Annotated in this window: 23 protein-coding genes; 13 read left to right on the top strand and 10 right to left on the bottom strand. The window is 62.0% G+C overall.

What is annotated here, in order from left to right; genetic code table 11:
- Positions 1-71 precede the first annotated feature (71 nt).
- The 7 genes from B0G73_RS16990 to B0G73_RS16960 are packed head-to-tail and all read left to right on the top strand — an operon-like array spanning position 72 to position 6,682.
- A complete protein-coding gene (locus tag B0G73_RS16990; protein ID WP_374957014.1) occupies positions 72-1,340 on the top strand; it encodes a flippase in 1,269 nt (422 codons plus the stop codon).
- Positions 1,337-2,164 carry a glycosyltransferase family 25 protein gene (locus B0G73_RS16985; protein ID WP_106282469.1) on the top strand — a complete coding sequence of 276 codons (828 nt, stop codon included), beginning with the start codon at positions 1,337-1,339 and terminating at the stop codon, positions 2,162-2,164. Before B0G73_RS16990 ends, B0G73_RS16985 begins: the two co-directional genes overlap by 4 nt.
- Complete coding sequence (locus B0G73_RS16980; protein WP_106282468.1) at positions 2,157-3,464, top strand: O-antigen ligase family protein; 1,308 nt, start codon at positions 2,157-2,159, stop codon at positions 3,462-3,464. Before B0G73_RS16985 ends, B0G73_RS16980 begins: the two co-directional genes overlap by 8 nt.
- Positions 3,454-4,611, top strand: a complete 1,158-nt coding sequence (locus B0G73_RS16975) for a glycosyltransferase family 4 protein (protein ID WP_308706145.1) — start codon at positions 3,454-3,456, stop codon at positions 4,609-4,611. The genes B0G73_RS16980 and B0G73_RS16975 overlap by 11 nt, the downstream gene beginning before the upstream one ends.
- A gap of 5 nt (positions 4,612-4,616) precedes the next feature.
- Positions 4,617-5,423: a heparin lyase I family protein gene (locus B0G73_RS16970; RefSeq protein WP_106282467.1), complete on the top strand. Its 807-nt coding sequence runs from the start codon at positions 4,617-4,619 to the stop codon at positions 5,421-5,423.
- 60 nt (positions 5,424-5,483) lie between these two features.
- Positions 5,484-6,218 carry a WecB/TagA/CpsF family glycosyltransferase gene (locus tag B0G73_RS16965; RefSeq protein ID WP_181196565.1) on the top strand — a complete coding sequence of 245 codons (735 nt, stop codon included), beginning with the start codon at positions 5,484-5,486 and terminating at the stop codon, positions 6,216-6,218.
- Positions 6,219-6,223: 5 nt separating this feature from the next.
- Positions 6,224-6,682, top strand: coding sequence for a serine O-acetyltransferase (locus B0G73_RS16960; protein ID WP_258193337.1), 459 nt, complete (start codon positions 6,224-6,226; stop codon positions 6,680-6,682).
- 13 nt (positions 6,683-6,695) lie between these two features.
- Here the strand turns inward: B0G73_RS16960 and B0G73_RS16955 are convergent, their stop codons facing one another.
- The 3 genes from B0G73_RS16955 to B0G73_RS16945 all read right to left on the bottom strand — a co-directional run bounded on the left by B0G73_RS16955 (position 6,696) and on the right by B0G73_RS16945 (position 8,782).
- Positions 6,696-7,316, bottom strand: a complete 621-nt coding sequence (locus B0G73_RS16955) for a LysE family translocator (RefSeq protein ID WP_106282465.1) — start codon at positions 7,314-7,316, stop codon at positions 6,696-6,698.
- A 112-nt stretch (positions 7,317-7,428) separates the two neighbouring features.
- A complete protein-coding gene (locus tag B0G73_RS16950; protein ID WP_106282557.1) occupies positions 7,429-7,968 on the bottom strand; it encodes a hypothetical protein in 540 nt (179 codons plus the stop codon).
- A 229-nt stretch (positions 7,969-8,197) separates the two neighbouring features.
- Positions 8,198-8,782 (bottom strand): YigZ family protein, encoded by a 585-nt coding sequence (locus B0G73_RS16945; protein WP_106282464.1) that lies wholly within the window; start codon positions 8,780-8,782, stop codon positions 8,198-8,200.
- 289 nt (positions 8,783-9,071) lie between these two features.
- On the opposite strand from B0G73_RS16945, the gene B0G73_RS16940 reads away from it, so the two are divergent.
- Positions 9,072-9,698, top strand: a complete 627-nt coding sequence (locus B0G73_RS16940) for a LysE family translocator (RefSeq protein WP_106282463.1) — start codon at positions 9,072-9,074, stop codon at positions 9,696-9,698.
- A 51-nt stretch (positions 9,699-9,749) separates the two neighbouring features.
- Here B0G73_RS16940 and B0G73_RS16935 read toward each other — a convergent pair whose 3' ends face one another.
- Positions 9,750-10,118: a hypothetical protein gene (locus B0G73_RS16935; protein WP_106282462.1), complete on the bottom strand. Its 369-nt coding sequence runs from the start codon at positions 10,116-10,118 to the stop codon at positions 9,750-9,752.
- Positions 10,119-10,432: 314 nt separating this feature from the next.
- On the opposite strand from B0G73_RS16935, the gene B0G73_RS16930 reads away from it, so the two are divergent.
- A complete protein-coding gene (locus B0G73_RS16930) occupies positions 10,433-11,071 on the top strand; it encodes a 2-hydroxychromene-2-carboxylate isomerase (protein ID WP_106282461.1) in 639 nt (212 codons plus the stop codon).
- Between the two features lie 38 nt (positions 11,072-11,109).
- Here B0G73_RS16930 and B0G73_RS16925 read toward each other — a convergent pair whose 3' ends face one another.
- Positions 11,110-11,367, bottom strand: a complete 258-nt coding sequence (locus B0G73_RS16925; RefSeq protein WP_106282460.1) for a DUF2866 domain-containing protein — start codon at positions 11,365-11,367, stop codon at positions 11,110-11,112.
- 273 nt (positions 11,368-11,640) lie between these two features.
- Here B0G73_RS16925 and B0G73_RS16920 point away from each other — a divergent pair, with 273 nt between their 5' ends.
- Positions 11,641-12,756, top strand: a complete 1,116-nt coding sequence (locus B0G73_RS16920) for a diguanylate cyclase (protein ID WP_106282459.1) — start codon at positions 11,641-11,643, stop codon at positions 12,754-12,756.
- 160 nt (positions 12,757-12,916) lie between these two features.
- Here B0G73_RS16920 and B0G73_RS16915 read toward each other — a convergent pair whose 3' ends face one another.
- From B0G73_RS16915 to B0G73_RS16905, 3 genes are all read right to left on the bottom strand, one after another.
- Entirely contained in the window at positions 12,917-14,650 is a 1,734-nt protein-coding gene (locus tag B0G73_RS16915) for a penicillin-binding protein 2 (RefSeq protein WP_106282458.1), read from the bottom strand.
- A 201-nt stretch (positions 14,651-14,851) separates the two neighbouring features.
- Positions 14,852-15,181 carry a trimeric intracellular cation channel family protein gene (locus B0G73_RS16910; protein ID WP_181196564.1) on the bottom strand — a complete coding sequence of 110 codons (330 nt, stop codon included), beginning with the start codon at positions 15,179-15,181 and terminating at the stop codon, positions 14,852-14,854.
- A gap of 191 nt (positions 15,182-15,372) precedes the next feature.
- A complete protein-coding gene (locus B0G73_RS16905) occupies positions 15,373-16,914 on the bottom strand; it encodes a methyl-accepting chemotaxis protein (RefSeq protein ID WP_106282456.1) in 1,542 nt (513 codons plus the stop codon).
- Positions 16,915-17,519: 605 nt separating this feature from the next.
- Between B0G73_RS16905 and aepX the strand changes: the two genes are divergently transcribed.
- Genes aepX through B0G73_RS16890 form a run of 3 tightly spaced genes read left to right on the top strand, consistent with a single transcriptional unit; the run spans position 17,520 to position 21,524 of the window.
- Positions 17,520-19,253 carry a phosphoenolpyruvate mutase gene (aepX, locus tag B0G73_RS16900; protein WP_106282455.1) on the top strand — a complete coding sequence of 578 codons (1,734 nt, stop codon included), beginning with the start codon at positions 17,520-17,522 and terminating at the stop codon, positions 19,251-19,253.
- Entirely contained in the window at positions 19,250-20,413 is a 1,164-nt protein-coding gene (gene aepY, locus B0G73_RS16895; RefSeq protein WP_106282454.1) for a phosphonopyruvate decarboxylase, read from the top strand. The genes aepX and aepY overlap by 4 nt, the downstream gene beginning before the upstream one ends.
- A 43-nt stretch (positions 20,414-20,456) precedes the next feature.
- Entirely contained in the window at positions 20,457-21,524 is a 1,068-nt protein-coding gene (locus B0G73_RS16890; protein ID WP_106282453.1) for a 2-aminoethylphosphonate aminotransferase, read from the top strand.
- Between the two features lie 33 nt (positions 21,525-21,557).
- Here the strand turns inward: B0G73_RS16890 and B0G73_RS40500 are convergent, their stop codons facing one another.
- Both B0G73_RS40500 and B0G73_RS16885 read right to left on the bottom strand, forming a co-directional pair.
- The gene (locus tag B0G73_RS40500) at positions 21,558-21,710 is read right to left on the bottom strand and encodes a hypothetical protein (RefSeq protein WP_165614491.1); all 153 of its coding nucleotides are present in this window, start codon (positions 21,708-21,710) and stop codon (positions 21,558-21,560) included.
- 100 nt (positions 21,711-21,810) lie between these two features.
- A complete protein-coding gene (locus B0G73_RS16885; protein WP_106282452.1) occupies positions 21,811-22,515 on the bottom strand; it encodes a PIG-L deacetylase family protein in 705 nt (234 codons plus the stop codon).
- Positions 22,516-22,760 lie beyond the last annotated feature (245 nt).

Here is a 22,760-nt window from a genome sequence, read left to right as displayed (position 1 = left end):
TCGCGCGCGCCGCTCGTTGGCCCCCATTGGAGCCTTACGTGAGTGATCGGGGTGCTACGGGCAGCGTGCCGATGCCGAAGGCGCCGCGCATCGGCACGAACTTCGTGGCGATGATGGTCTGGCAGATCGGTAACTATCTCGTGCCGCTTGTGTCCTTTCCCTATCTGACGCGGGTGCTTGGGGCGGCGCATTTTGGCATGCTCGGCTATGCGACGGCGATTGCCACATACGGCATGCTCGTGACCGAATGGGGATTTTTTCTCAGCGGTCCCAAAGCGGTGGTCGAGCGCCGGGGGCATCCGGAGGCGCTGAACGAACTCGTATGGTCGACGATGGCCGCGAAAGCGTGTCTGTGTGTGATCGCGTTTGCCGTGCTGCTGGTTGTTGCGCACTTCGATCGCAAGCTGGCTTCGGTGTTTCCTGTGGTACTCGCGGCCTGGCCGATGGTCATCGGCAATGTCTTTACATTGAACTGGCTATTGCAAGGGCTGGAGCGTTTCTCAGTCTTTGCGACAGTAGCATTGGCTGGCCGCTTTGCGGCTTTACCGCTGACATTTGTCTTCGTGCGTCACAGTGACGATGTCGCTTTCGCAGCCGGAATTCAGGCAGGGGCGGCGGTTTTCACTGGCGTCTTCTCGCTGGTTGCCGCACGGCGCCTCGGCGCGTTGCGACGCCCTTCCGTTTCGGTGCGCTCGGTCATGCAGCGCATCAGAGAAAGTGCCGACATGTTCGTTTCGTCGGCGTCTGTGAGTCTTTTCGGCGTGACGAACGCGGTCATCCTCGCTTCAATGACGACGCCCTATCAGGTGGGCATCTATACGGCCGCCGACAAGCTCAAAACGGTGGCCAACATGGTGCCCGCTCAAATCAATACGGTTTGCTACCCGCGTATCACTTCGTTGTTCAGTGCACGGCCCAAGTCCGCCGCCCGGCTGACGGTGTTCGGCGCGCTCGCCACCGTGTTGGCCACACTTGCCGGACTGGCCTTTGTCGGCCGCGTTTCGGCACCGCTCACTACGTTGATATTGGGCGGTGGTTACGCAGGTGCCGCGTCGCTCCTGAATACGCTTTGCCTTGCGACCGTCTTCGGCAATCTGGCTTATTTCCTCGGATTACAAGTACTCGTGCCGTTCGGCAACGCTCGTATCCGGTCGCTGTTGATGCTGGCAGCAGGTGTGCTGAACGTCGGGTTGGCGATCGTTCTGACGCCGCGCTTCGGCGCCCAGGGGGCGGCGATATCGCTGCTTGTCGCGGAAGCGGTGTTGCTAGTCGTCTACGTGTCGATGATCTTGAGCAAGCCGGCTTTGCGCCACCACTTTACGCAATTGTTGAATCGATGATGGAAAGTCTGGCACCCATTCACGTCATATCTCTGCCTCGCTCGGGACGCCGGGACGCGATCGCAGCATTGTTGTCCGACCGTGGCGTCGAGTTTCATATCGAGGACGCGGTCGACGGGCGTTTGCTCACGCATAGCGAACTGACTGCCGTCTACGACGACGCCGCGGCTCGCCGCCGCTACGGACGTTCGCTGACTAGTGCGGAGGTAGCGTGCTTCATGAGCCATCGGTCGGTGTGGCGAAAGGTCGTGGATACCGGCCGCGCCGCCGTGATTCTCGAAGACGACGCGATTCTCGAGCCGGTTTTTTTTGAACGTGTGTTGCATGCCGACGAGTCCGAGTTGTCGGCCGTCGCCGACATTGTGCTGCTGGGACGATCGAAGCTGCGTCGCGCCGCGTCGTCGTGGACTTATTTCAATGAACCGCTCAGGTGGCGCGCGAGCGTTGGCGGATTGCGGGTTGGCGTTCCGTTCAAACAATGGACATCTGGGTCCGTGGGCTACTGGATATCCGCGCACGCCGCTCGTCGGGCTCTTGCCTACAGTGATGGCCCGCTCGGCACGTTGCTCGATGACTGGCCGTGGCATCGCGACGAGGGTGGCGCTCGCGTCGCGGAATTGCGTCCCTATGCAGTGTGGGAAGACTTCGAGCGGCTATCGAGCAGTATCGAGCAGGAACGTAAGGCGCGTATAAAGCCTCGCTCGTCGTTGCACATCGCAGCGCTTTGGCCGCTTCGCCTCCTACGCACAACGGTTCGCTGGAGCCTGGTTGCATTGCAGCGGCTTTCATCTGGCAGCGATGTGGTGAGAGCACGTCATGAGTAATACCGCAGTTGCGAGGCGGCTGAGCGATTCGACAGCGCAGAAGTCGGCGCGTCAGAGTTCAACCTCAATCACCTGGGCGATTTTCGCTGGCGGTCTCGCGCTGTCGCCTCTCGCGGATTACCTATCGGTCAGGGCTGCGCATGGATTCGACGCTGCGGGTGGGAACGCACGTTACTCGCTGCTCGTGCGCGGGACCATGGTAGCCGGACTCCTGTTGCTTCTATTGGCGAGTGGACGGATCCGGCTGTCAAGCTGGCGCACGGCGCTTCTGGCGATGGTGGCGATCATCGCCTCGGCCGCGACATATGCGTTTGGCGATATGTCGAGTGCGGAGTTTGCGCAGCAGGCGGTTTTCGTCCTGAAGGTGTTCTCCTTCTTTGTTTGTTTCGCGGCCCTATCGGGAATGAGCGACAGGCAGCTTGAGAAACTCGAACCATTCATACGGCTCACGCTATTGGCATATGCGGCGGCGATCGTGGCGGGCGCGGTATTTTCGATCGACCTGTTTCGCAGCTACTGGGCCGATACGCAGATCCGTTCTGGCTACAAAGGTATCGTGTACGCGCAGAACGAAGCGTCCGCACTGATGATCGTGGGCTTGGCTTATGGACTGATGAGAGTGTTGAAGTTCGGCTGGTCGGCATGGAATGGCGTACTGGTGGGAAGCATCGTGCTGGCTTCGTGCCTTGTTGGTACGAAAGCCGCAATGGCCGGAATCGTTGCGATGATCTGCTCGTACTTCTATTGCCGGCATAACGTGCCGCAAGCCACCGTGCGTGCGTTGGCCCTTCTTGGGCTGCTGGCCGGCTTCGCGGCGGCTGCCTATCTGTCATTGCCGGGCGTGCAAAGCGCCGTCGATCTCAGCTTTCAATATTTCATGTACCAGCATGACCACGTGAACAGTGGCGGGGCACTCACGATGGTCTTGTCCGGGCGGGATGTCAAGTTTTCCAATGTGTGGGACGAAGTGGCGAAGGATGGCTATCTTCCACTGCTCACCGGTGGCTATCCGGTGGTGCGATATCTGGTCGAAATTGACGTGCCCGATCTTGTGTTGGCAATGGGATTACCCGTTTGTGTCCTTTACTTGTGGGACATAAGGAAGGCGTTTGTCTGCGGTGAAGGCGGGGCTGAGTCGCGCTTTGGCAAGTGGTTCTTCTTCGTCCTCATGGCGACGGCGTGCACGGCGGGGCACATCCTCGTCTCAGCAATTGTGAGTCCGTATCTGGCCATGATCGCCGTGCTTATCAAGCGTGCTGCGGACAATCGCGCTCTTATAGAAGGGGCACATGATGAGTAAGCACGGAAGCAAAGAGTCGCACGCAGCTTACGACGCACCGCCGTTACGTGTGCTGCACGTGGGTCCGGGACAAGGTCAGCGAGGCGGCATTGCGTCCGTTCTCGCGGAACTTGCTGCACAACGTGCGAGTTTCCGGCGCGCGGGTGTAGCGGTAGCCATCTTCGAAACGCATGGTTTCCAGAGCGCGAGATCGCTATTGTGCTTTCTGCTGTTCGACATTCCGCGCTTTCTGTTCGCGCTGCTCATGGGTATCGACTTGATTCATTTCCATGTGTCAGTTCGCGGATCGTTCTATCGAAAGTTCACGCTGTATCTTCTCGCACGGCTTTTCCGTAAGAAAACTATTTTTCATCTTCACGCGGGCAACTTCCAGAATTTTTACGTCGGCGGTGGGTCGCTGACTCGCAAGGCGGTGTCTCGCTTCGTGCGCGGAGCGGACGCCGCAGTGGCTGTTTCTTCGGCAATCGCGGCGGAACTTCAAGGCGGTCAAGGCATTGCGAAAAATCTTTACGTGATCGGCAACACGGCATATAGCGCCGAAGCGGCGGTAGGCGCGTCTTCGCGCGAGGCTCCCGATGCGAAGGCCGCAGACACGACGCCATATATCGCGTTTGCAGGCAGATTCACAGAGGGCAAGGGGCTCGACGAATTGCTGCGCGCGGCGGCGCTGCTCAAACGGCAAGGCCTGACGATACAACTGAGACTGGCCGGAGCCGGCAATACGGATAGATGGACGCGCGCAGCGATCGAATATGGCGTTCGCGATCAGGTCAGCTTTGTCGGGTGGCTGCAGGGTGACGCCAAGCTCGCGTTCTATCGCGGTGCCGCATTGTTTTGCATGCCGAGCCATTTCGAAGCATTCGGGATTTCGACGCTCGAAGCAATGTTTATCGGTCGACCTGTAGTCGGCACGCGCATTGGCGGGTTTCTAGATCTGGTGGAAGAGGGCGTGACTGGTTACCTTGTCCCGTGCGGAGACGTGGCCGAGCTCGCGGAAAGAATCCGGCGCCTCGTGGAAAGTCCCGAACTCGCGCGCACGATGGGGCGGCATGGCGTCGCAAGAGCCTTGAGTCGCTATTCCGTCGAGGCAGTCGTCAGGCAGTATGTTCACTGCTATAGAAATGTGAGCGAATCCAAGGGAGGTTGAGTGATATGAACTGTAGCCTGATACATCGCTGGACGCTGGCTTGTATTTTAGGAACCCTATCTAGTATCGCCGCCGCGCAAGATGTGAACGTTAGCTGGACCGATCCGCAAATGACTGCGCTCGCGAGCACGTACGACAAGCTGTTCTCGACAGAGTGGAGCGGCGGTATTGATGCGGGCATCGGCGTGCAGGCGAATCCCGGTGATATCGCGGTGGTCGATGATCCAGTAATAGCCGGACGAAAAGCCGTACGTGTTCACATGAGCCGAGCCGAAGACTTTTCAAAGATCGCGAACGGTGTTCCCCGAGCAGAGCTGATTTTTCCCAAGGCGGTGAGCTTTGCGCAGGGACCTGACTATCTGCTGAGGTGGAGTACGTTCATACCCGCCGGATTCGCCTTCGATAACAAACAGGCGGTCATCGTTACTCAGGTGCACCAGGGCGAACGGACGGGCGGTCCGACAATCGCTTTGAGTCTGCAGGGCAATCGGTATGCCATATCCGAGCGCGGCGGGGCGAATACTTCGACCGTTTCCGCGGGCAAATGGCTGTGCTGCGCCGACGCGGACCAGGGCAAGTGGGTGAACTGGTCGCTGCGCTACATCGCCGACGATTCCGGTCACCATGCTTCGACTCAATTGTGGAAAGACGGGCATTCGGTGTTTGCGTCGCAGGGAATACCGAATGCCTATCCCGGCGTACAGGATGCCTACCTGAAGATGGGGCTGTACAAGTCGGGGTGGAAGAGTTCTGCTTCCGACGTCAGCGACATTACCTTGTTCTTTGGATCGGTTTCCGTATCGAAGAAATGAAGGCACATCTGCGGCGAGCGATTCGCGGGCGGATGCGAACGAACATAGAGAATGGTTGGTATGAAGCGTATTGAAGTATTCGGATGTCCAATGGACGCGGCGACAATGGATGAAACGGTCGCCGAGATTTCAACTCGCATTGCTGCGAGGCAGTTCACTCAGCATGTTGCGGTCAATGTCGCAAAGCTTGTGCACATGCAGGCAGACACGGAACTTGCGAGGTCGGTCCGTTGCTGCGACATGATCAGCATTGATGGAATGGGCGTCGTGTGGGCTGCCCGGGTGCTGGGTCATGCTGTGCCGGAACGCGTCGCAGGCGTCGATTTATTCGACAAACTGCTAGCGGAGGCGGCGAGACAGGAGTTTCCCGTGTATCTGCTAGGCGCAACCGACGAAGTCGTGGCACGCGTAGCCATGCTATGCGCAGACACGTATCCTGGTCTTAGAATCGCCGGCTACCACCACGGTTATTTCGGCGACGATCACCAACCCGTAGTCGACCGGATCCGCGAGTCCAGTGCACGGCTGCTGTTCGTAGCCATCACATCACCCACCAAAGAAAATTTTATTAACCGCTGGCGAGAATCGCTTGGCGTCGACTTCGTGATGGGCGTTGGCGGGACCTTCGATGTGGTGGCCGGGAAAGTCAGCCGTGCGCCTCGCTGGATGCAAACGGCAGGTTTGGAGTGGTTCTTCCGCGTTCTGCAGGAACCGCGTCGCATGTGGCGCCGCTATCTGGTCACGAACAGCAAGTTCGCGCTTATGTTGGGTAAGGCGCTGTTCGTCCCACGTTAGCAGGGATGACCGACCGCACCGACTGTATAAAAAGGAAGTTCTTCATGCTGTACATCTATCGCATCGCGCATTTGCTACATCGATTGCGCGTGCCCTTTCTGCCATGGGCGCTGAAGGTTTTTAACCGAGTGGTGTTTTCCGTATCGCTGCCGCCGTCGGTGACAGTTGGGCGCAACGTGGTTTTCGGTTATCAGGGGCTTGGTATCGTCGTGCACCGGCAGGCGGTGCTCGGCGACAATATTGTGATCTCACCCAACGTTGTGATTGGAGGTCGTGGCCAGCCCGGTGCGCCCGTGATCGGCGACAACGTTTTGATCGGCGCGGGCGCGTGCATACTCGGGCCGGTGACGATTGGGCGCAACGTGAAGATCGGTGCAAATGCCGTGGTCACGTTCGATGTGCCGCCAGACGTAACCGTAGTGGGCATGCCCGCGCGAATCGTCCAGCCGCGGTCAAGCGTCTGAATTTCGGAGTTCGTCACCCCCGCCTCACCACCAAAAACCCCACCCCAATCGCCGCCAGAACCCCCCCACAGCACCGATTAAACCACCGCCTTACTCTCGCACGCACCAACCACTTCCCGAGATACATTCCCGCCCACGAATACAGCGCGATAGCGAACCACTCTAACACCAGAAAACTCGCTCCCAGCACTGCAAACTGCGGCAACATCGGCTTGGCAATATCGACAAACTGCGGCAGGAACGCGGTGAACACCAGAATAGCCTTCGGATTGCCGGCAGCCACGAGGAACTCTCTGCGTGCGACCCGCGTAAGCGAGGCATCTTCCTGCTGCGTCGTGTCGATGGTGGGCGCATCGCTGCGCCACAACTGAATGGCCAACCAGATCAGATAGCCAGCGCCAGCCAGTTTGATCGCGAGGAAGAACCACTCCGACGCGTGCAACACGACGGCGAGACCGGTTGCGGCAAGCACGAGCATCACCGCGAATGCAAGCAGACGCCCCGTGCCGCCGACAAACGCGGTCATGAAACCATGACGCGCCGCCACGTTGATGGACAGCAGATTATTGGGCCCGGGCGCGAGATTGATCGCGAAGCAGGCGGGCAGAAAGAACAGCCAGGCGCTGATGGACATGACGGCTCGCACGTAGAAAGAACGCAGTTGCGACGGGCCGCGCGCAAGACGGCGCGCGCGACACCTTTGTGCGATTGTAGCGAAGCTGGTGAGGCCGATGTCGAGGGTGCGCTTAATTCACCGCTTTGACAAACCCCGGATCGTCGATCAATGCGTCGACGCTCAGCTTGACCGTGTCTTCAATGGCGATGGTGCTGCTGGTGAACTTCGGCGACTTCTGCTTGACCGTCTTGGTGGTTGAGAACACAACCTTCTGGGTTGCGGCGTCGGTCACCACGTAGCGCATTTTCAATGTCCAGAACGCTGGCGAGCGCGTGTCGTCCACCGTGAATTTCTCGATGCTGCCGCTGAGGACCCGCTTGCCCCCGTCGAGATGAAAACCGGCAATCCGCAGGCTCTTTACAATGCCATTGCGCACGGTTTCATTGATGTCATTCTTGAGCACGATGCCCGTCATCGCCGTGTTTTCGATGCGGTTCGGCGAAACTTGTCCGTCGCGAGCGGGCACGTAGGCGAAGTCACTTGCGGGCGCGACGCTGAGCCAGCCGGTCGGATGCGCCACCGCGCGTGCCGAGGTATTCAGGCCGAACCACGACCACGAGCAGGCGGAGAGCATCAACGGCAGCGCGAGCGTGCCGCATCCCTTGAGCACGGTCGAGGTCAACGGTGAACGCGTGGCATCGAGCGACTGCGGCACAGACGCGCTCCGATGCGGCAACTCAGGCGCTATGCTGGAAAAAGCGGCGGTCGAGGTCAGAGGAGTTACCCTATTAAATTGAGTCGTTCCGGGGAATAAACAACATGGTAACAGCGGCCCGCGCCCAGGCATCTCTTAATCGGGGCGCGCTCGGCCTCCTTTAAGGACGAGGCACGCCACGCCGTCAGAAGAAGCCGGCTTTTCCCTGAGTCATATCCACCAACGCTCGCTGCGCATCATCCACCGCGTTGATGGGCAAACGGATCGTCATTTTCACCAGCATCGCGTAGGCGCTATCCACGAGCGCATAGCCTTCGGCGTCGATCCATCGGCGCACTTTCGCCTCGTCGGCGTAACTGACCTCGACGGTCAGCGAAACCTGCGCGATGCGCTCGACACGCCGCGCATCCAGCAGCGCGGAAGCGATCGCATCGGTATACGCACGCACCAGACCGCCTGCACCGAGCTTCACGCCGCCGTAGTAGCGCACGACGGCGGCCAGCACGCCGTCCAGGTCGTGATGCCGCAGTACTTCGAGAATCGGCCGGCCAGCGGTGCCGGAGGGCTCACCGTCGTCGGACATGCCGGACTGGCCGCCAGCCAGCAGCGCCCAGCAGACATGCGTCGCGGCAGGATGCTCGTCGCGCAGGCGCCGCAATTCGGCCATCGCGGCGTCGCGGTCGGCAACCGGTATCGCGTACGCAATAAAGCGGCTTTTGCGTATCTCGAGTTCCGCGCTCAACGCCGCGGGCAGGGTGTAAGTGGGCAAGGCAAGGAGTTCGTTAGATAAAAAATACGGGCCGCACGCGGCGTCGTGCCCGCCATGGTAACGGATCAGCCGCCACTGACGGACTATCTCGGACACGACTCTGCAAGACCCGCGAGCCCGTTTCCGGCGTGCATTGTGCCGGCCGCTCGCCGCGCGTTTGTCATGTAAGTGATGGCAGTGCACCGGACGGCAGGCACGGCGCGCGCGAATCAGAAATCACCCGTTCGTCTACAATCTTCCGCTGAACGCGCGCCTGTTCGTGCAACCAGCGCGTCACCAAGGAGACGACATGCTTGATCTATCCACGCTAGGGACTTTCGTTGCCGTTGTATTCGGGCTCTTTCTGATTCCCGGTCCGGCTGTGCTGCTGGTGTTGACGCGCACCGTGCACGGCGGCCGCAAGGCCGGCATTCTCACCGGCCTTGGTATTGCGGTCGGCGATTTCATTCATACGCTGGGCGCATCGGTCGGCCTGTCGGCGCTGCTAATGACTTCGGCGCTGGCCTTCAACGCGGTCAAGTTCGTCGGCGCCGCCTACCTGGTGTATCTGGGCGTTCGCGCGTTGCGCGAAAAACAGGCAAGCGCTCATATGCCGGCGGTCGCGCCGGTGTCGGCCTCGAAAGCCTTCTTTCAGGCTATTCCCGCCGAAGTATTGAATCCCAAGACCGCGCTGTTTTTTCTCGCGTTTTTGCCGCAGTTCGTTCGTCCCGAACACGGCTCCATGTTTCTGCAGTTCACCACGCTCGGGCTGATTTTTGTCGGCATGAGCGCGCTCTATACGACGTTGATCGTGTTGACAATTCGTCCGCTGGGCAAATTCGTCAAGCGTCTGACGTGGCTGACGCGCTGGCAGAACAAGATCATCGGCGTGCTGTTCATTTCGCTCGGCCTGCGCGTGGCCACGCAAACGCGCTGATCGAACGGCGCGACCTCGCTTAACCGCTGCGGCAGCGAGGTCGCGTTTGCGCTAGATATTGCGGCGCTGTCGCCTGAGACGGCCTTCGCGCGCGTAGTCCATCTGGCCTTCCGTGCGAACCGCAAGCCTTTCCTGTTCGGCGCGGCTCATTTGCCGCGTGTCGTCGATCTCACCGACCCGGAGCACTTCCTGGGCGATCCTGATACGCAGTGTCATTAACGGTTCGCCACGCTCGACCAGCGTGCGGTCCGCGGCGCGCGCCTGCTGGACGCCGCCGTCGATCAGATAGCGCAGTTCCAGCAGCGTGAGCCGCTGCCGCTGGATTTCGAGGATGAGCCGCTGGACGGCCTGCTCGTCGCGCGTGCGCCACCAGGCGCGCAGTTCGATGAGCGTGGGAGGTTCGAAGGGTGGAAGGCGCACTACTCAGATGAAAGATACTGTATATATGTACAGTATATCCCGTCTTTCTACGGAACCGCGTAGCGTGCGTACCTAGGTTTTCCGGTGCCGCGGAAGAGGGTGGAATCGCTCAGGACAGCACGAGCATGATTGACGTGGAAACCACGATGATGAAAAGACACGCGGCGGTGAGAATGTCGTAGGGATACTTCATCATGTTATGAGCATCTGACGTAGCGGTGTGAAGGGCCATCATAGGGACACGCGCTCTGTCCGACTGTTAAGCTTTGCAAGACATAAGCGCGGTCCGGTTACGAATGACTGGAGGGCAAAAGATGAACGAATCAGCAACGCGCGTGCCCACGCATGCGCCGGAAATCGATTTCTGGTTCGACTTCGGCAGCAATTACAGCTACCTCAGCGTCATGCGCATCGAAGCGGAGGCCGCTGCGCGAGGCGTGCGGATTCGCTGGCGTCCGTTCCTGTTGGGGCCGGTGTTTCGCGATCTCGGTTTCGACAATTCGCCGTTCGTGCTTCAGAAGGAAAAGGGTGCGTATGTGTGGAAGGACATGGAACGGCAATGCCGCAAATACGGCATCGCCCTGAAGCGTCCCTCCACGTTTCCGCGCGCCGCGCTTCTTGCAATGCGCGTGGCGCTCCTCGGCGCGCAGCGCGAATGGATCGCCGCCTATTGCCGCAAGATCATGCAACTGAACTTCGCGCATGACCGCGATATCGGTTCGATGGAAGTGGTGGGCGAAGCGCTCGATGAACTGGGTTTGCCGGCGGCGGAGATCATCGCCGAAGCGCAAAGCGACGCGAACAAACTACGCTTGCGTGAACAAACCGCGGCGGCCGCGGCTCGTGGCATCTTTGGCGCGCCGACGTTTTTTGTCGGCGATGAAATGTTCTGGGGCAACGACCGGCTGGATGATGCGTTGGACCACTGCGCATCGATCGCCGCGCGCGGCTAGAGCGTCGATTGCGCGGCGCGTGTCAGCGCGCTGCTGGGTTATTCGTTGCCGTCCTGGCAAAAACGGCGGCCCGGCACGTGCGAGACAACAGCTTGAGCGATCTCGAGCGGCGTGCTCTCGGCGGGCACCACGCGGTGGCTTGATTCGGGCGTGTGCTTCATGGTCCATTCGACGAGCCGGTATGAGCGACCCCAAGGATGCTGCAGCGGGTCCGAGACCTTGCATGAGTGAATCTGGCTGACCCAGTCATTGCCGGGCATGGCGCGCAGATGCTCGAATACCGTGTCTTCAACCATGGTCTGACTCCTTCTTCGCGGGCCTGCAGCCCATCTTCTGGCGCGCCGTCGACACCCCGGGGAAAAAGCGCCGCCGGTGCTCTGGCGGCTTCAACAGGGGATGTTGTGCCTCATGGTTGCAGCAAAGAATTAAGCCAGACTTAAGAAGGCGAAAAGCGAACCGCGTAAAAGCGTAGTCGCGCGATCGGACCCTCAAGACCCGGCAAGATCCGCCGTTATTACAGCGATTGGGGTCGCCAACCCCGCTTCGCCTTCGGGCCCGCCCCTGATAACGTGACGAACCTCGCCCAAACGCCGCTTTCCGAGCGCCTTCGTTCGCTCGTCGATACCGTGCAGCACAACGAGCGCACGTTACGGCGCTTCCAGAACGTCGAACTGCGTTTAATCGGCGCTCAGGACTTCGCATCGTTTCTCGACACGCTGTTCACTCAATTGCCGCGGGAATTTTCGCTGACGGGCGTGACGCTCTGGCTCGACGACCGCGCGCCAATGCTGCGCGAGCTGCTCGAGCCGGCCGCCTTGCGCGCACTCGATCAGTCGAAGCTGCTGGTCTCGCGCGAAGGTGGCCTTGCCGCACAAGGCTTGTGCGAAGCGGGCCGGCCGTGGCTCGGCAAGCTGCACGGCATGGGCGATTCGGCGCGGCGTGCATTCTTCGGCGACGGCGCGGTCCCCGCGAGCGCAATCGTGCTGCCGCTTGCCGTGGGCGACGCCGCGAGCGGCTATCTCTGTCTCGGCAGCGACGACCCGGCGCGTTTCGCCGAAGGCATGGCCACCGACATTCTGGAGCGCTTCGCGAGCATCGTGACAGCGAGTCTCGACAACGTCGCGCATCGCGAGCGGCTCAAGCAAATGGGCATGACCGATTCATTGACGGGCCTCGCCAATCGCCGCTATTTCGACGAGCGGATGCGCGAGGAGATCATGCGCGCCTGTCGCTACGGCGTGCCGGTGGCGTGTCTGTTCATCGATATCGACAGCTTCAAGCGCATCAACGACACCTACGGCCACCAGACCGGCGACCGCGCACTGGCGGCTGTGGCGGCTTGTGTGCGGCAACAGGTGCGTCTCGGCGATACGGTGGCGCGTTATGGCGGCGAAGAATTCGCCGCGCTGCTGCAAGGCGACCGGGCCGACGCGCTTACCGTCGCCGAGCGTGTGCGGCTGGCGGTCGAACGGCTGGCTTTGCAGGACAATCATGGCGAGCGCATCGTCCTGACGGTGTCGATCGGTGTGGCGGCGCGCACGATCAGCGGCACACCGAGCGAGGCGGCCAAACTGGGCGGCGCGATGATAGAAGATGCCGATCGCGCGATGTATCAGGCCAAACGCAACGGCCGCAATCGCATCGAGGCGCTGGCAGCAGCGAGCGATGCGCAGATGGCACGTTGATACGAGGCGCTGACGCTCGCGCCGAATTTGCGTGACCTGCGCGACTGGGTGGCTGGCGAGATTGACGCAATGGCAGCCCAACGCATCAATCTTCTGCACGGCATGCGAAAAAGGAATCGCGCGCCTCCGTCGCTCGCCGCATGCCACCCGAAGCTCTCGTTCAAGTACCCGGCGCGTCCGGCGGCACACCCAGCAACTGCAGCGCTCCGCCCGTCACGCCGCTGAACACCGGGCCGGCCACCGTCCCGCCATAAAACGCCTTGCCCGCCGGATCGTCGATCATCACCGCAACGATCAGCCGCGGGTCGCTCATCGGCGCCATGCCGACGAACAGCGCGCGGTAGCGGTTTTTCGCGTAAGTCGCGCCGACCTGTTTGCGTGCCGTGCCGGTCTTGCCGCCGATCCGGTAGCCCTCCACGGTCGCCGCGCGGCCTGTGCCACCCACACCGGTTGCCATTTCCAGCATCGAGCGGATGGCACGCGCGGTGGCCGGCGTCGTGACCGCGTGGCCCTTGTCGTCGGACGGCGCGGCCGCGCCCGCTCCGTTGCGCAACAGACTTACGCGATGCATGGTGCCGTCGCCGGCATAGGCCGTGTATACCTGCGCCATCTGCAATAGCGAGGTGGACAGCCCGTAGCCATACGCCATGGTCGCCTGTTCGATCGGACGCCAGCGTTTGTATGGACGCACCTTGCCGGATGCCACGCCCGGAAACGTCAGTTCCGGGCGCAAACCGAGCCCGTATTCCTGATACTTGGTCCAGATCTTTTCGGCCGGCAGATTCAACGCGAGCTTGGCGAGCGCGATGTTGCTCGACTTCTGCACGGCTTCCGCGACGGTCATCACGCCATGATTCGAGGTGTCGTGGATTACGGCCGGCCCGATCTTGTACCAGCCGGGCGCGGTATCGATCACACTCTGCGGCCGCACCTTGCCCTCGTCGATCGAGAGCGCGACGACCACCGGCTTGATCGTCGATCCCGGCTCGAAGGTATCGACCACCGCGCGGTTACGTAACTGGCGGCCGGTCAGGCGGGCGCGGTCGTTCGGATCGAAGCTCGGGTAGTTGGCGAGCGCGAGGATCTCGCCGTTGCGCGCGTCGAGCACCACCACGCTGCCGGCTTCGGCGTGATGTTTGGCAATCGCTTCCTTGAGTTGCGCATAAGCGAGCTGCTGGATCCGCCGGTCGATCGTCAGGTGGATGGTATCGCCGTTCTGCGCGGGCACGAGCGGCCGCGTCTCGGACACCACGCGCCCCAGCCGGTCGCGGATCACTTCGCGCTGGCCGGGCACGCCGAGCAGCCGTTCGTTGACGGCGAGCTCTACGCCTTCCTGGCCGTTGTCCTCGATGTCCGTGAAGCCGACCACGTGCGCCGCCGATTCGCCTTCGGGATAAAAGCGCTTCGAATCGGCGATCTGCGTGATGCCGGCGAGGCCCAATTTCGACAGATGTCCGGCGGTCTCGGCATCCACCTGACGCTTGAGCAGCACGAAGGTCTTGTCGCCGTTCAGACGCCGGCGCAGTTCCGCGAGCGGCAGATCGAGCAGTTTCGAAAGCGGCGCGACAGCCGCTTCGTCGATCAGCTTGGGCGAAGCCCAGATTTCGTAGGTTGCGAGGCTGACGGCGAGCATCGAGCCGTTGCGATCGACGATCCGCCCGCGCGTCGCGTCGAGTTCGATGGTGCGCTGATAGCGCTTTTGCCCCTGATCGACGTAGAAGTCCTGGTTCACCACCTGCACCCAGAACGCGCGTCCCGCGAGCGAGGCGAACGCGCCGAACACCAGCAGGACGATGAATTTCGAACGCCACATCGGCAGGCGCGCGGCCAGCAAGGGATGCTTCGCGACGGGCGCGTAGGGATCGTGCGACTGCGATTTCTTCTTCTGGATCATTGGATGCGCATAACGAACAGCTCGATTAACTTGTGCCGCCCGAATCGGCGGCGGTGAATGCCTTGAGTTGCCAGCGGAAACGCGCGGCTGGCATGTGCATCGCGAACCGCTTGCTAGCACCACGAGCGACACCGGTTCCGCCGCCGCGCCGCAGGCTTGCAAACCCACATACACGACGCCGGCGCCGGGCGTGATGCCCGCTTACAACTCCTGACGCAACACCAGCGGCATCTGGTTGCACAGCACGTCGCGCAACATGCCGCAGTGCACGCCGGCGGTCGCGTCGGCCGGCACGACAATGGCGGGGCTTGCGTCCAGCGCGGCGGCCACGTCGCAGCCGATCGCACCGACCGTGACGAAGAGTCTTTGCCAGTTGCGCAGCCACCTCGCGCACGCCGCGGCTATCGACGCCGCTCCGATTGTAATGAGAACGTAATCTGGATGCGAGATCCACGCAAGAGGATAGTGACCGAGCCGAACGTCGCGCACCGTGCCGCCGCCGAGCGCGGTGACCGTGCCGACGAGGCGCAAACCGACGCTAGACCGGGGCGCGCGCGTCCATAAAAAAACCGCGCGGACTTGAAAAATCCGCGCGGCTGTTTCGTTCGATTAATGCGTCGACTCCGACGCGGCGTGTTAAAGAGGCGCTCCCTGCCTGTTGAGCGCCTTCTTTTTTGCTGCTTCTGCTGTTCCGCTGCTCGTGTCAGGCGGTGTAAAAACGCTCAGGCCGGCAGCGCGAAGCTCGAAATCGCTTCGCGCAGCACACCCACCTGATCCTTCAAGGAATGCGCCGCAGCGGCGGCCTCTTCGACCAGCGCCGCGTTCTGCTGCGTGACCTGATCCATTTCGCCGACCGCGCGATTGACCTGCTCGATGCCCGCGCTCTGTTCGCGCGAGGCGTTGCTGATCTCCTCGAGAATCTCGTTCACGCGGCGCACCGATTGCACGATCTCGCCCATCGTCGACCCGGCGTTGGCGACCAGCGACGCGCCGGATTCCACGGTAGTCGTCGACGTTTCGATCAACGCCTTGATTTCCTTCGCCGCCGTGGCCGAACGTTGCGCGAGGCTGCGCACTTCGGCGGCGACCACCGCGAAGCCGCGTCCCTGTTCGCCCGCGCGGGCCGCTTCGACGGCGGCGTTGAGCGCCAGGATGTTGGTCTGGAACGCGATGCCGTCGATCACGCCGATGATGTCGCCGATCTGCCGCGAACTGGTGGTGATCTCGCCCATCGTGCGCACCACGTCGTCCACCACGCGGCTGCCGCGCGTGGCGACGTCCGCGGCCTGACCGGCGAGATGCGCGGCCTGCAGCGCGCTGTCCGCGTTCTGCTTCACGTTGACCGTCATCTGGTCCATGCTCGACGCCGTCTCGACGAGCGCGGCGGCCTGTTCTTCCGTGCGCTGCGACAGGTCCGTGTTGCCGGCGGCGATTTCGGTCGCGCCGATATTGATGTTCTCCGTGCCGAGACGCACGCGCGACACCGTTTCGACGAGACCGGCCTGCATCGTCTGAAGCGCGTGCAACAGACTGCCGGTGTTGTCCGACTGAACCGGCACGCGCGTGGCCAGATCGCCGCGCGCCATCAACCGCGCGTGTTCGACGGCCACTTCGAGATCGCCGCCGAGCATGCGGCGAATACTGCGCAGCACCAGCAACATGACGACGGTGGCGATCGCGCCGAGCGCGACGGTAATGACGAGCCAGCGCAGCAGATTGGCGTAGAACGCGCGTTGCACGTCGTCCATGTACATGCCGGTGACGATATACCAGTCCCACGGCGCGAAGTGCCGCGAGAAGCTGGTCTTGGCCACGGGTTTGTCGCTGCCCGGCTTGGCCCACAGGTAGTCGACGAAGCCGCCGCCGTCGCGATTGCCCGCGTTGACGATATCGACGAACAGATGGTTGCCCGCCGGATCGGTGAATTGCGTCAGGTCCTTGCCGACCATCTGCGGCTTGAACGGATGCATCAGCATGACGGGCTGCGAATTGTTGACGGAGATGTAGCCGTCCGTGCCGTAACGCATCGCCTTGAGGGAATCGAGCGCCTGCTTTCTGGCTTCCTCGTCCGTGATGGTGTGCTGCTGCGCGAGCGTGTAGTAGCGCTCGACGATGTGGTCGGCCTGGTCGATCAGCGATTTCAACTGATCGCGGCGGTCGGAGATCATGGAGGCACGGTTTTGCCATGCACCGAAGCCGCCGATCAGGATCAGGCCGATCCAGAGGACGGCGATCATCGAGGTCAGTTTTTTGTTCAGGGTCATAGCGGTTTCTGCTTTCGAACGGTGGTCGGTCAGGGATTGGATTCGCTTGCGGCGAGTGGCTTGTCGCTGACTGTGTTTACGGCGCGGCGACAGAAGCTGCGCAGGGCAGGGGAAACCCGCTGTCAGGTTTTTTATTCGTCTGACTAAAAGGACTTTTTATCATCGTGAGGGCGGCTTTATGCGTGCATTCGCACTTGCTGATTTACTCGATGCTGATTTAATCGGGATTCCCCACGATTGCGGGTGAGAAAATGGCAGTGTTGGCGAATCGATAATAAGAGTTAAAACCTTCCGTAAATAAAATACGGATACTAAAACCTCGGTATCGCCACAACCGCGTGATGACAAAAACGAACGGACGCGCCGCCCGTCGAAGCGTGGTCGTGCGGTTGCGGCAGAATTCCACAAAACGCCAATAAAATCCAAGCGACTTCTCGCAATTGCGGATTGCAAAAAACGACACATTTTTCCACTTATCCGCAAATGAAGAAAACCGCTGTCACGGAAAAGACGAATAAATAAAAATTCCGCTATAGTCGCCGTTTTCCAGACGCCAGCCGGGCAATAGAAGAGCATTGATAAGCCCGCCACCAGGAGTACATAAAATGAACGCCCGCGAACCCGCTTTCGTGTCTGTTTCCCGTAGCGCGCGCCTGCGCCAGATGCTCGTCAGCAACGAACTCGAATTCATGATGGAGGCCCATAACGGCCTGTCCGCCCGCATTGTTCGCGAAGCCGGCTTCAAGGCCATCTGGGGTTCGGGCCTCGCGATCTCCGCGCAATACGGCGTGCGCGACAACAACGAAGCAAGCTGGACGCAAGTGGTCGACACGCTCGAATTCATGGCCGACGCCAGCGATCTGCCGATCCTGCTCGACGGCGATACCGGCTACGGTAACTTCAACAACGTGCGCCGCCTGGTGCGCAAGCTCGAACAGCGGGGCATTGCCGGCGTGTGTATCGAAGACAAGCAATTCCCCAAGACCAACAGCTTCATCAACGGCGAAGCACAGCCGCTCGCCGATATGGACGAGTTCTGCGGCAAGATCAAGGCCGGCAAAGACTCGCAGTCCGATGAGAATTTTTCGATCGTCGCGCGGGTTGAAGCGTTGATCGCCGGCTGGGGTATGGACGAAGCGCTGCGTCGCGCGGAAGCGTACCGCCAGGCCGGCGCGGACGCGATCCTGATTCACAGCAAGCTGTCGCGTCCCGACGAAATTCTCGAATTCGCGCGCGAATGGGCCGGCCGCGGCCCGCTCGTGATCGTGCCGACCAAGTACTACAGCACGCCCACCGAAGTGTTCCGCGAAGCCGGCATCAGCACGGTGATCTGGGCGAACCATCTGATTCGCGCGGCGACGTCGGCCATGCAGGCCGTCGCCAAAGAGATCCATTCGAGCGAAACGCTTGTCAATGTGGAAGACAGCATTGCCGCCGTCAACGAAATCTTCCGCCTGCAAGACGCCGACGAATACTCGGAAGCCGAGGATCGCTACCTGTCGAGCGGCCGTGCCGCCGGTTCCGCGGTCCTGCTCGCAGCGAGCCGCGGCAAGGGCCTCGAAGCCGTCACCGAAGACCGTCCGAAAGTGATGCTGCCGATCGCCGGCAAGCCGCTCTTGCGCTGGCTCGTCGATGCGTTCAAGAAGCAGGGCGTGAACGACATTACCGTGGTCGGCGGTTATCGCGCCGATGCGATCGACACGGCGGGCATCAAGCTCGTCGTCAATGAACAGCACGCGCAAACCGGCGAACTCGCGTCGCTCGCGTGTGCGGTCGATAAACTCGCGGGCGATACAGTGGTCTCGTACGGCGATCTGCTGTTCCGCAGCTACATTCTGCGCGATCTCGTGGAGAGCGAAGCGGCGTTCAGCGTGGTGGTCGATTCGTCGCTGACTGACGCGGAAAATGCCAGCGTGCGCGATTTCGCGTGGTGTTCGGCCGCCGACGACCGTGGTTTGTTCGGCAACAAGGTCGTGCTGCGTCACGTGTCGAGCGGGCAGGATGCATCCTCGGCGATCGCGTCGCAAACACCGCATGGCCGCTGGGTCGGTCTGCTGAATGTGCGCGGTGAAGGCCGCGAGCGTTTGCAGGCGGTGATGAGCCAGTTGCAGGCGCGCGCGGATTTCGCGTCGCTCGACATGCCGGCGTTGCTGAACGCGCTGATCGAAGCGGGCGAATCGATTGAAGTGCAATACGTGCACGGCCACTGGCGCGGCGTGAACGACCTGGAAGACTTCCGCCGTGCTGGCGATTTCGCGCATGCGCAGGCGCCGTTCGCGGCCGCGGTTGGTGCAGCCGGCAAAGATGCGACGGACGCGGCGAGCGGAGCCGCGCAATGATCGAGGCAGCACAGTTCGTCGAGGCGGCGCGCGAGCGCGGCTTCGACTGGTATGCGGGCGTGCCGTGCTCGTATCTGACGCCGTTCATCAACTACGTGTTGCAGGACGAATCGTTGCATTACGTGTCGGCGGCCAATGAAGGCGACGCCGTCGCGTTGATCGCGGGCGTCACGCTCGGCGCGCAAAACGGCCGGCGCGGCATCACCATGATGCAGAACTCCGGGCTCGGCAACGCCGTGAGCCCGTTGACCTCGCTCACGTGGACCTTCCGTCTGCCGCAATTGCTGATCGTCACGTGGCGCGGCCAGCCCGGTGTCGCCGACGAACCCCAGCACGCGCTGATGGGTCCGGTTACACCCGCGATGCTCGAGACGATGGAGATTCCCTGGGAAACCTTCCCGACGGAAGCCGACGCAATCGGCCCGGCGCTCGATCGCGCCATCGCGCATATGGATGAAACCGGCCGCCCGTACGCGCTCGTGATGCAGAAGGGCAGCGTGGCGCCGTACGAATTGAAGGACGGCGGTGCGAGCGAGCGCCGCGCGCCTGTCACGCCGCAATCGCGGTTCACGAATGTGGCAGCGAGCGAACTGCCTTCGCGTCACGACGCGCTGAACAAGGTGATCGCGCACACGCCGCTCGAATCGACGGTGGTGCTCGCGTCGACCGGCTTTTGCGGGCGCGAGCTCTACGCGATCGACGACCGTGCGAACCAGTTGTACATGGTCGGCTCGATGGGTTGCGTGACGCCGTTCGCGCTGGGTCTCGCGTTGTCGCGTCCCGACCTGCACGTGGTCGCGCTCGACGGCGACGGCGCCGCGCTGATGCGTATGGGCGCCTTCGCCACCATCGGCGCGTACGGTCCGTCGAATCTCACGCACGTGCTGCTCGATAACGGCGCGCACGATTCGACCGGCGGCCAGGCCACGGTCTCGCCGCAAGTTTCGTTTGCGGGCGTGGCGGCGGCGTGCGGCTATGCGTCGGCGGTCGAAAGCGACGACGTGAATGTGCTCGACGCCCTGTTCGAAGCCGCGCCGCTCGACGGCCCGCGCTTCGTGCGTCTGGCCATTCGCCGAGGCACACCCGACGGGCTGCCGCGCCCCACCATCACGCCGCCCGATGTGAAGACGCGTCTGATGCGCCACATCGGCGCCGCTTGAAGTCAACCTCGAGTCAAACTCGATTCAACGTCAGGGAACGCTCATGCTGCTGCTTAATCCCGGCCCGGTGACGCTCACCGAACGCGTTCGCAACAGCCTGTTGCAGACGGATCTGTGCCATCGCGAAAGCGAATTTTTCGATTTGCAGGAAGAGGCCCGCACGCGCCTCGTCGATCTCTACGGTCTCGACGCGAGCGAATGGCAGGCGGTGCTGATGACAGGCTCCGGCACGGCGGCCGTCGAAAGCATGACTGCCGCGCTGGTGCCGCAGAACGGCAAACTGCTCGTGGTGGAAAACGGCGTGTATGGCGAGCGTATTTCGCAGATCGCGACGCAATACGGCATCGCGCACGAATCGCTGAAGCACGACTGGATGCAGGCGCCCGATCTCGCCAGGATCGCCGAACGCCTCGATGCGGACAAGGCGTCCACGCACGTCGCCGTGATCCATCATGAAACCACCACGGGCCGTCTGAATGATCTGGTCGCGCTCGGCGCATTGTGCCGCGAGCGGGGGCTGCGTCTGCTGGTGGACGGCGTGAGCAGCTTTGGCGCGGAAGCGATCGATTTCGCCGACGCCAGTCTCGACGCGGTGGCCGCCACGGCGAACAAATGTCTGCATGGCGTGCCGGGCGCGTCGTTTGTGCTGGTGCGCCGCTCGGCGCTCGCGCAGGCGGCGAGCCGCACGTATTACCTGGATCTCGGCCGTCTCGCGAAGTTGCAGGATCAGCGCAATACGCCGTTCACGCCGTCGGTGCACGCGTACTATGCACTCGTCGAAGCGTTGCGCGAACTCGCCGACGAAGGCGGCTGGCGCGCGCGACACGCGCGCTATGCGGCGCTGGCTGAACAGGGGCGGGCGGGCCTTGCCGAGCGCGGCATCGGCAGCGTGCTGCCGCCGGAAGAGTCGTCGGTGGTGCTGCGCGCGTACCGTTTGCCGCAAGGCATCGCGTATCCGCACCTGCACGACGCGCTGAAGGCGCGCGGCTTCGTCATCTATGCAGGGCAAGGCGGCTTGTCGGCCGAACTGTTCCGCATTTCGACGATGGGCAACATTCACGCCGCCGACATCGACCGTCTGTTGCAAGGCTTTACCGAACTGATGCGCTGATTCGCGCTTGCGGTGGCTGGCCGCGCAACGCGGTCACACCGGGTCTTTGTCGGGCGGCCCATCGGGCCGCTGCGGCTCCTCTGTGTGATGGCCGGGCGACGGCGGCACCAGCGGATCGGCTTCCGGGTCGCGGTTCGGATCGGCGTTGGGGTCGGGAATCGGACTGGTATGCATGTCGTAGCTCATGGCAGCACCTTTGAGTGGAGAAGAAGCCGATGCGGCGACGGCGTCGAACTCTCGCCGGCCGTTCTCTTCAAGCGTAGGCCTTTCCGGCGCGCCGCGCCCGCTACTTTTTCACGCGACGACCCACGCTGAGCTGCCAGTAACGCTCGGTCGCGAAGATGTCGTCGTAATTGCCTGCGCCAAACGCGCGCAACTGGCTCTCATAAGCATAGACCGCCTCGCGTTTGAGTTGCGCGCGGCGCTGCGCGTCGATGGTGTGACCTGCGCTCGGACTGGCGGGCGTCGCGACGATGCCACGCTGCGCGAGATCGGCGAGCCGCGCCTGCACCACGCCGGGCGTGCGCCGGTGAATCGCTTCCTCGTAGCCGAACCACGTGAGATGCGACAGGCGAGGCAGGATTTCACAGCAGGCTTCGAACACGCGCACGTGATCGTCGTGATACAGGCCGAGCGGCATCAGCAAGGTGTTGGCGGTGGTGCGATAGATGGTTTCTTCGAGCGCCGCCGCCATTTTGCTGATCGACGGCGAGTCCGAATACTGGCTGTCGCGAAATGGCATGCGCAGCGGAATCGCGTCGAGCACTTCGAGTGCGCGGTTGTCTTCCAGCGTGCGTTCGTGGATGGCCTGATGGGCGTCCGTGAAACCTGACTTTTCATCCCATTCGGTGTGCATCGGCTGCTCGGGCGGCGCGGCGAATACCGTGCACACGGCGGCGTCGGGATGGGCGGCGAGCAATGCGCCGCAACTGAAGACGGCGTCGTCGAAATGGGGCGAGACAATGAAAAGGCGCGGGCTGGTTTCGCTCATGGGGCGTGTGATGGGTTCGCGACGCGCGGGCCGGAGACGAAACGGGTAGAGGCTCGAGTGTCGCGCCGGTGCTTGGGAAATTGCGGCGTCACATCAGCTTAGGCGGAATCGTGGCGGCTTGCGCGGCGGGTTTGTGATGCGCAAGCCGCGTGCCTGAGGGGTCGACGGGTAATGGGTGAATCCCGGAACGTCCCTTTTTGCTACGCGTGTGCCGCCATCCGCACGACTTTGCGTTCCTGTTAATC

Source organism: Paraburkholderia sp. BL25I1N1 (assembly GCF_003002025.1).
Lineage (GTDB): Bacteria > Pseudomonadota > Gammaproteobacteria > Burkholderiales > Burkholderiaceae > Paraburkholderia.
Note: the sequence above shows the minus strand (reverse complement) of the source record. Positions and strands in the feature narration are given on the sequence as shown.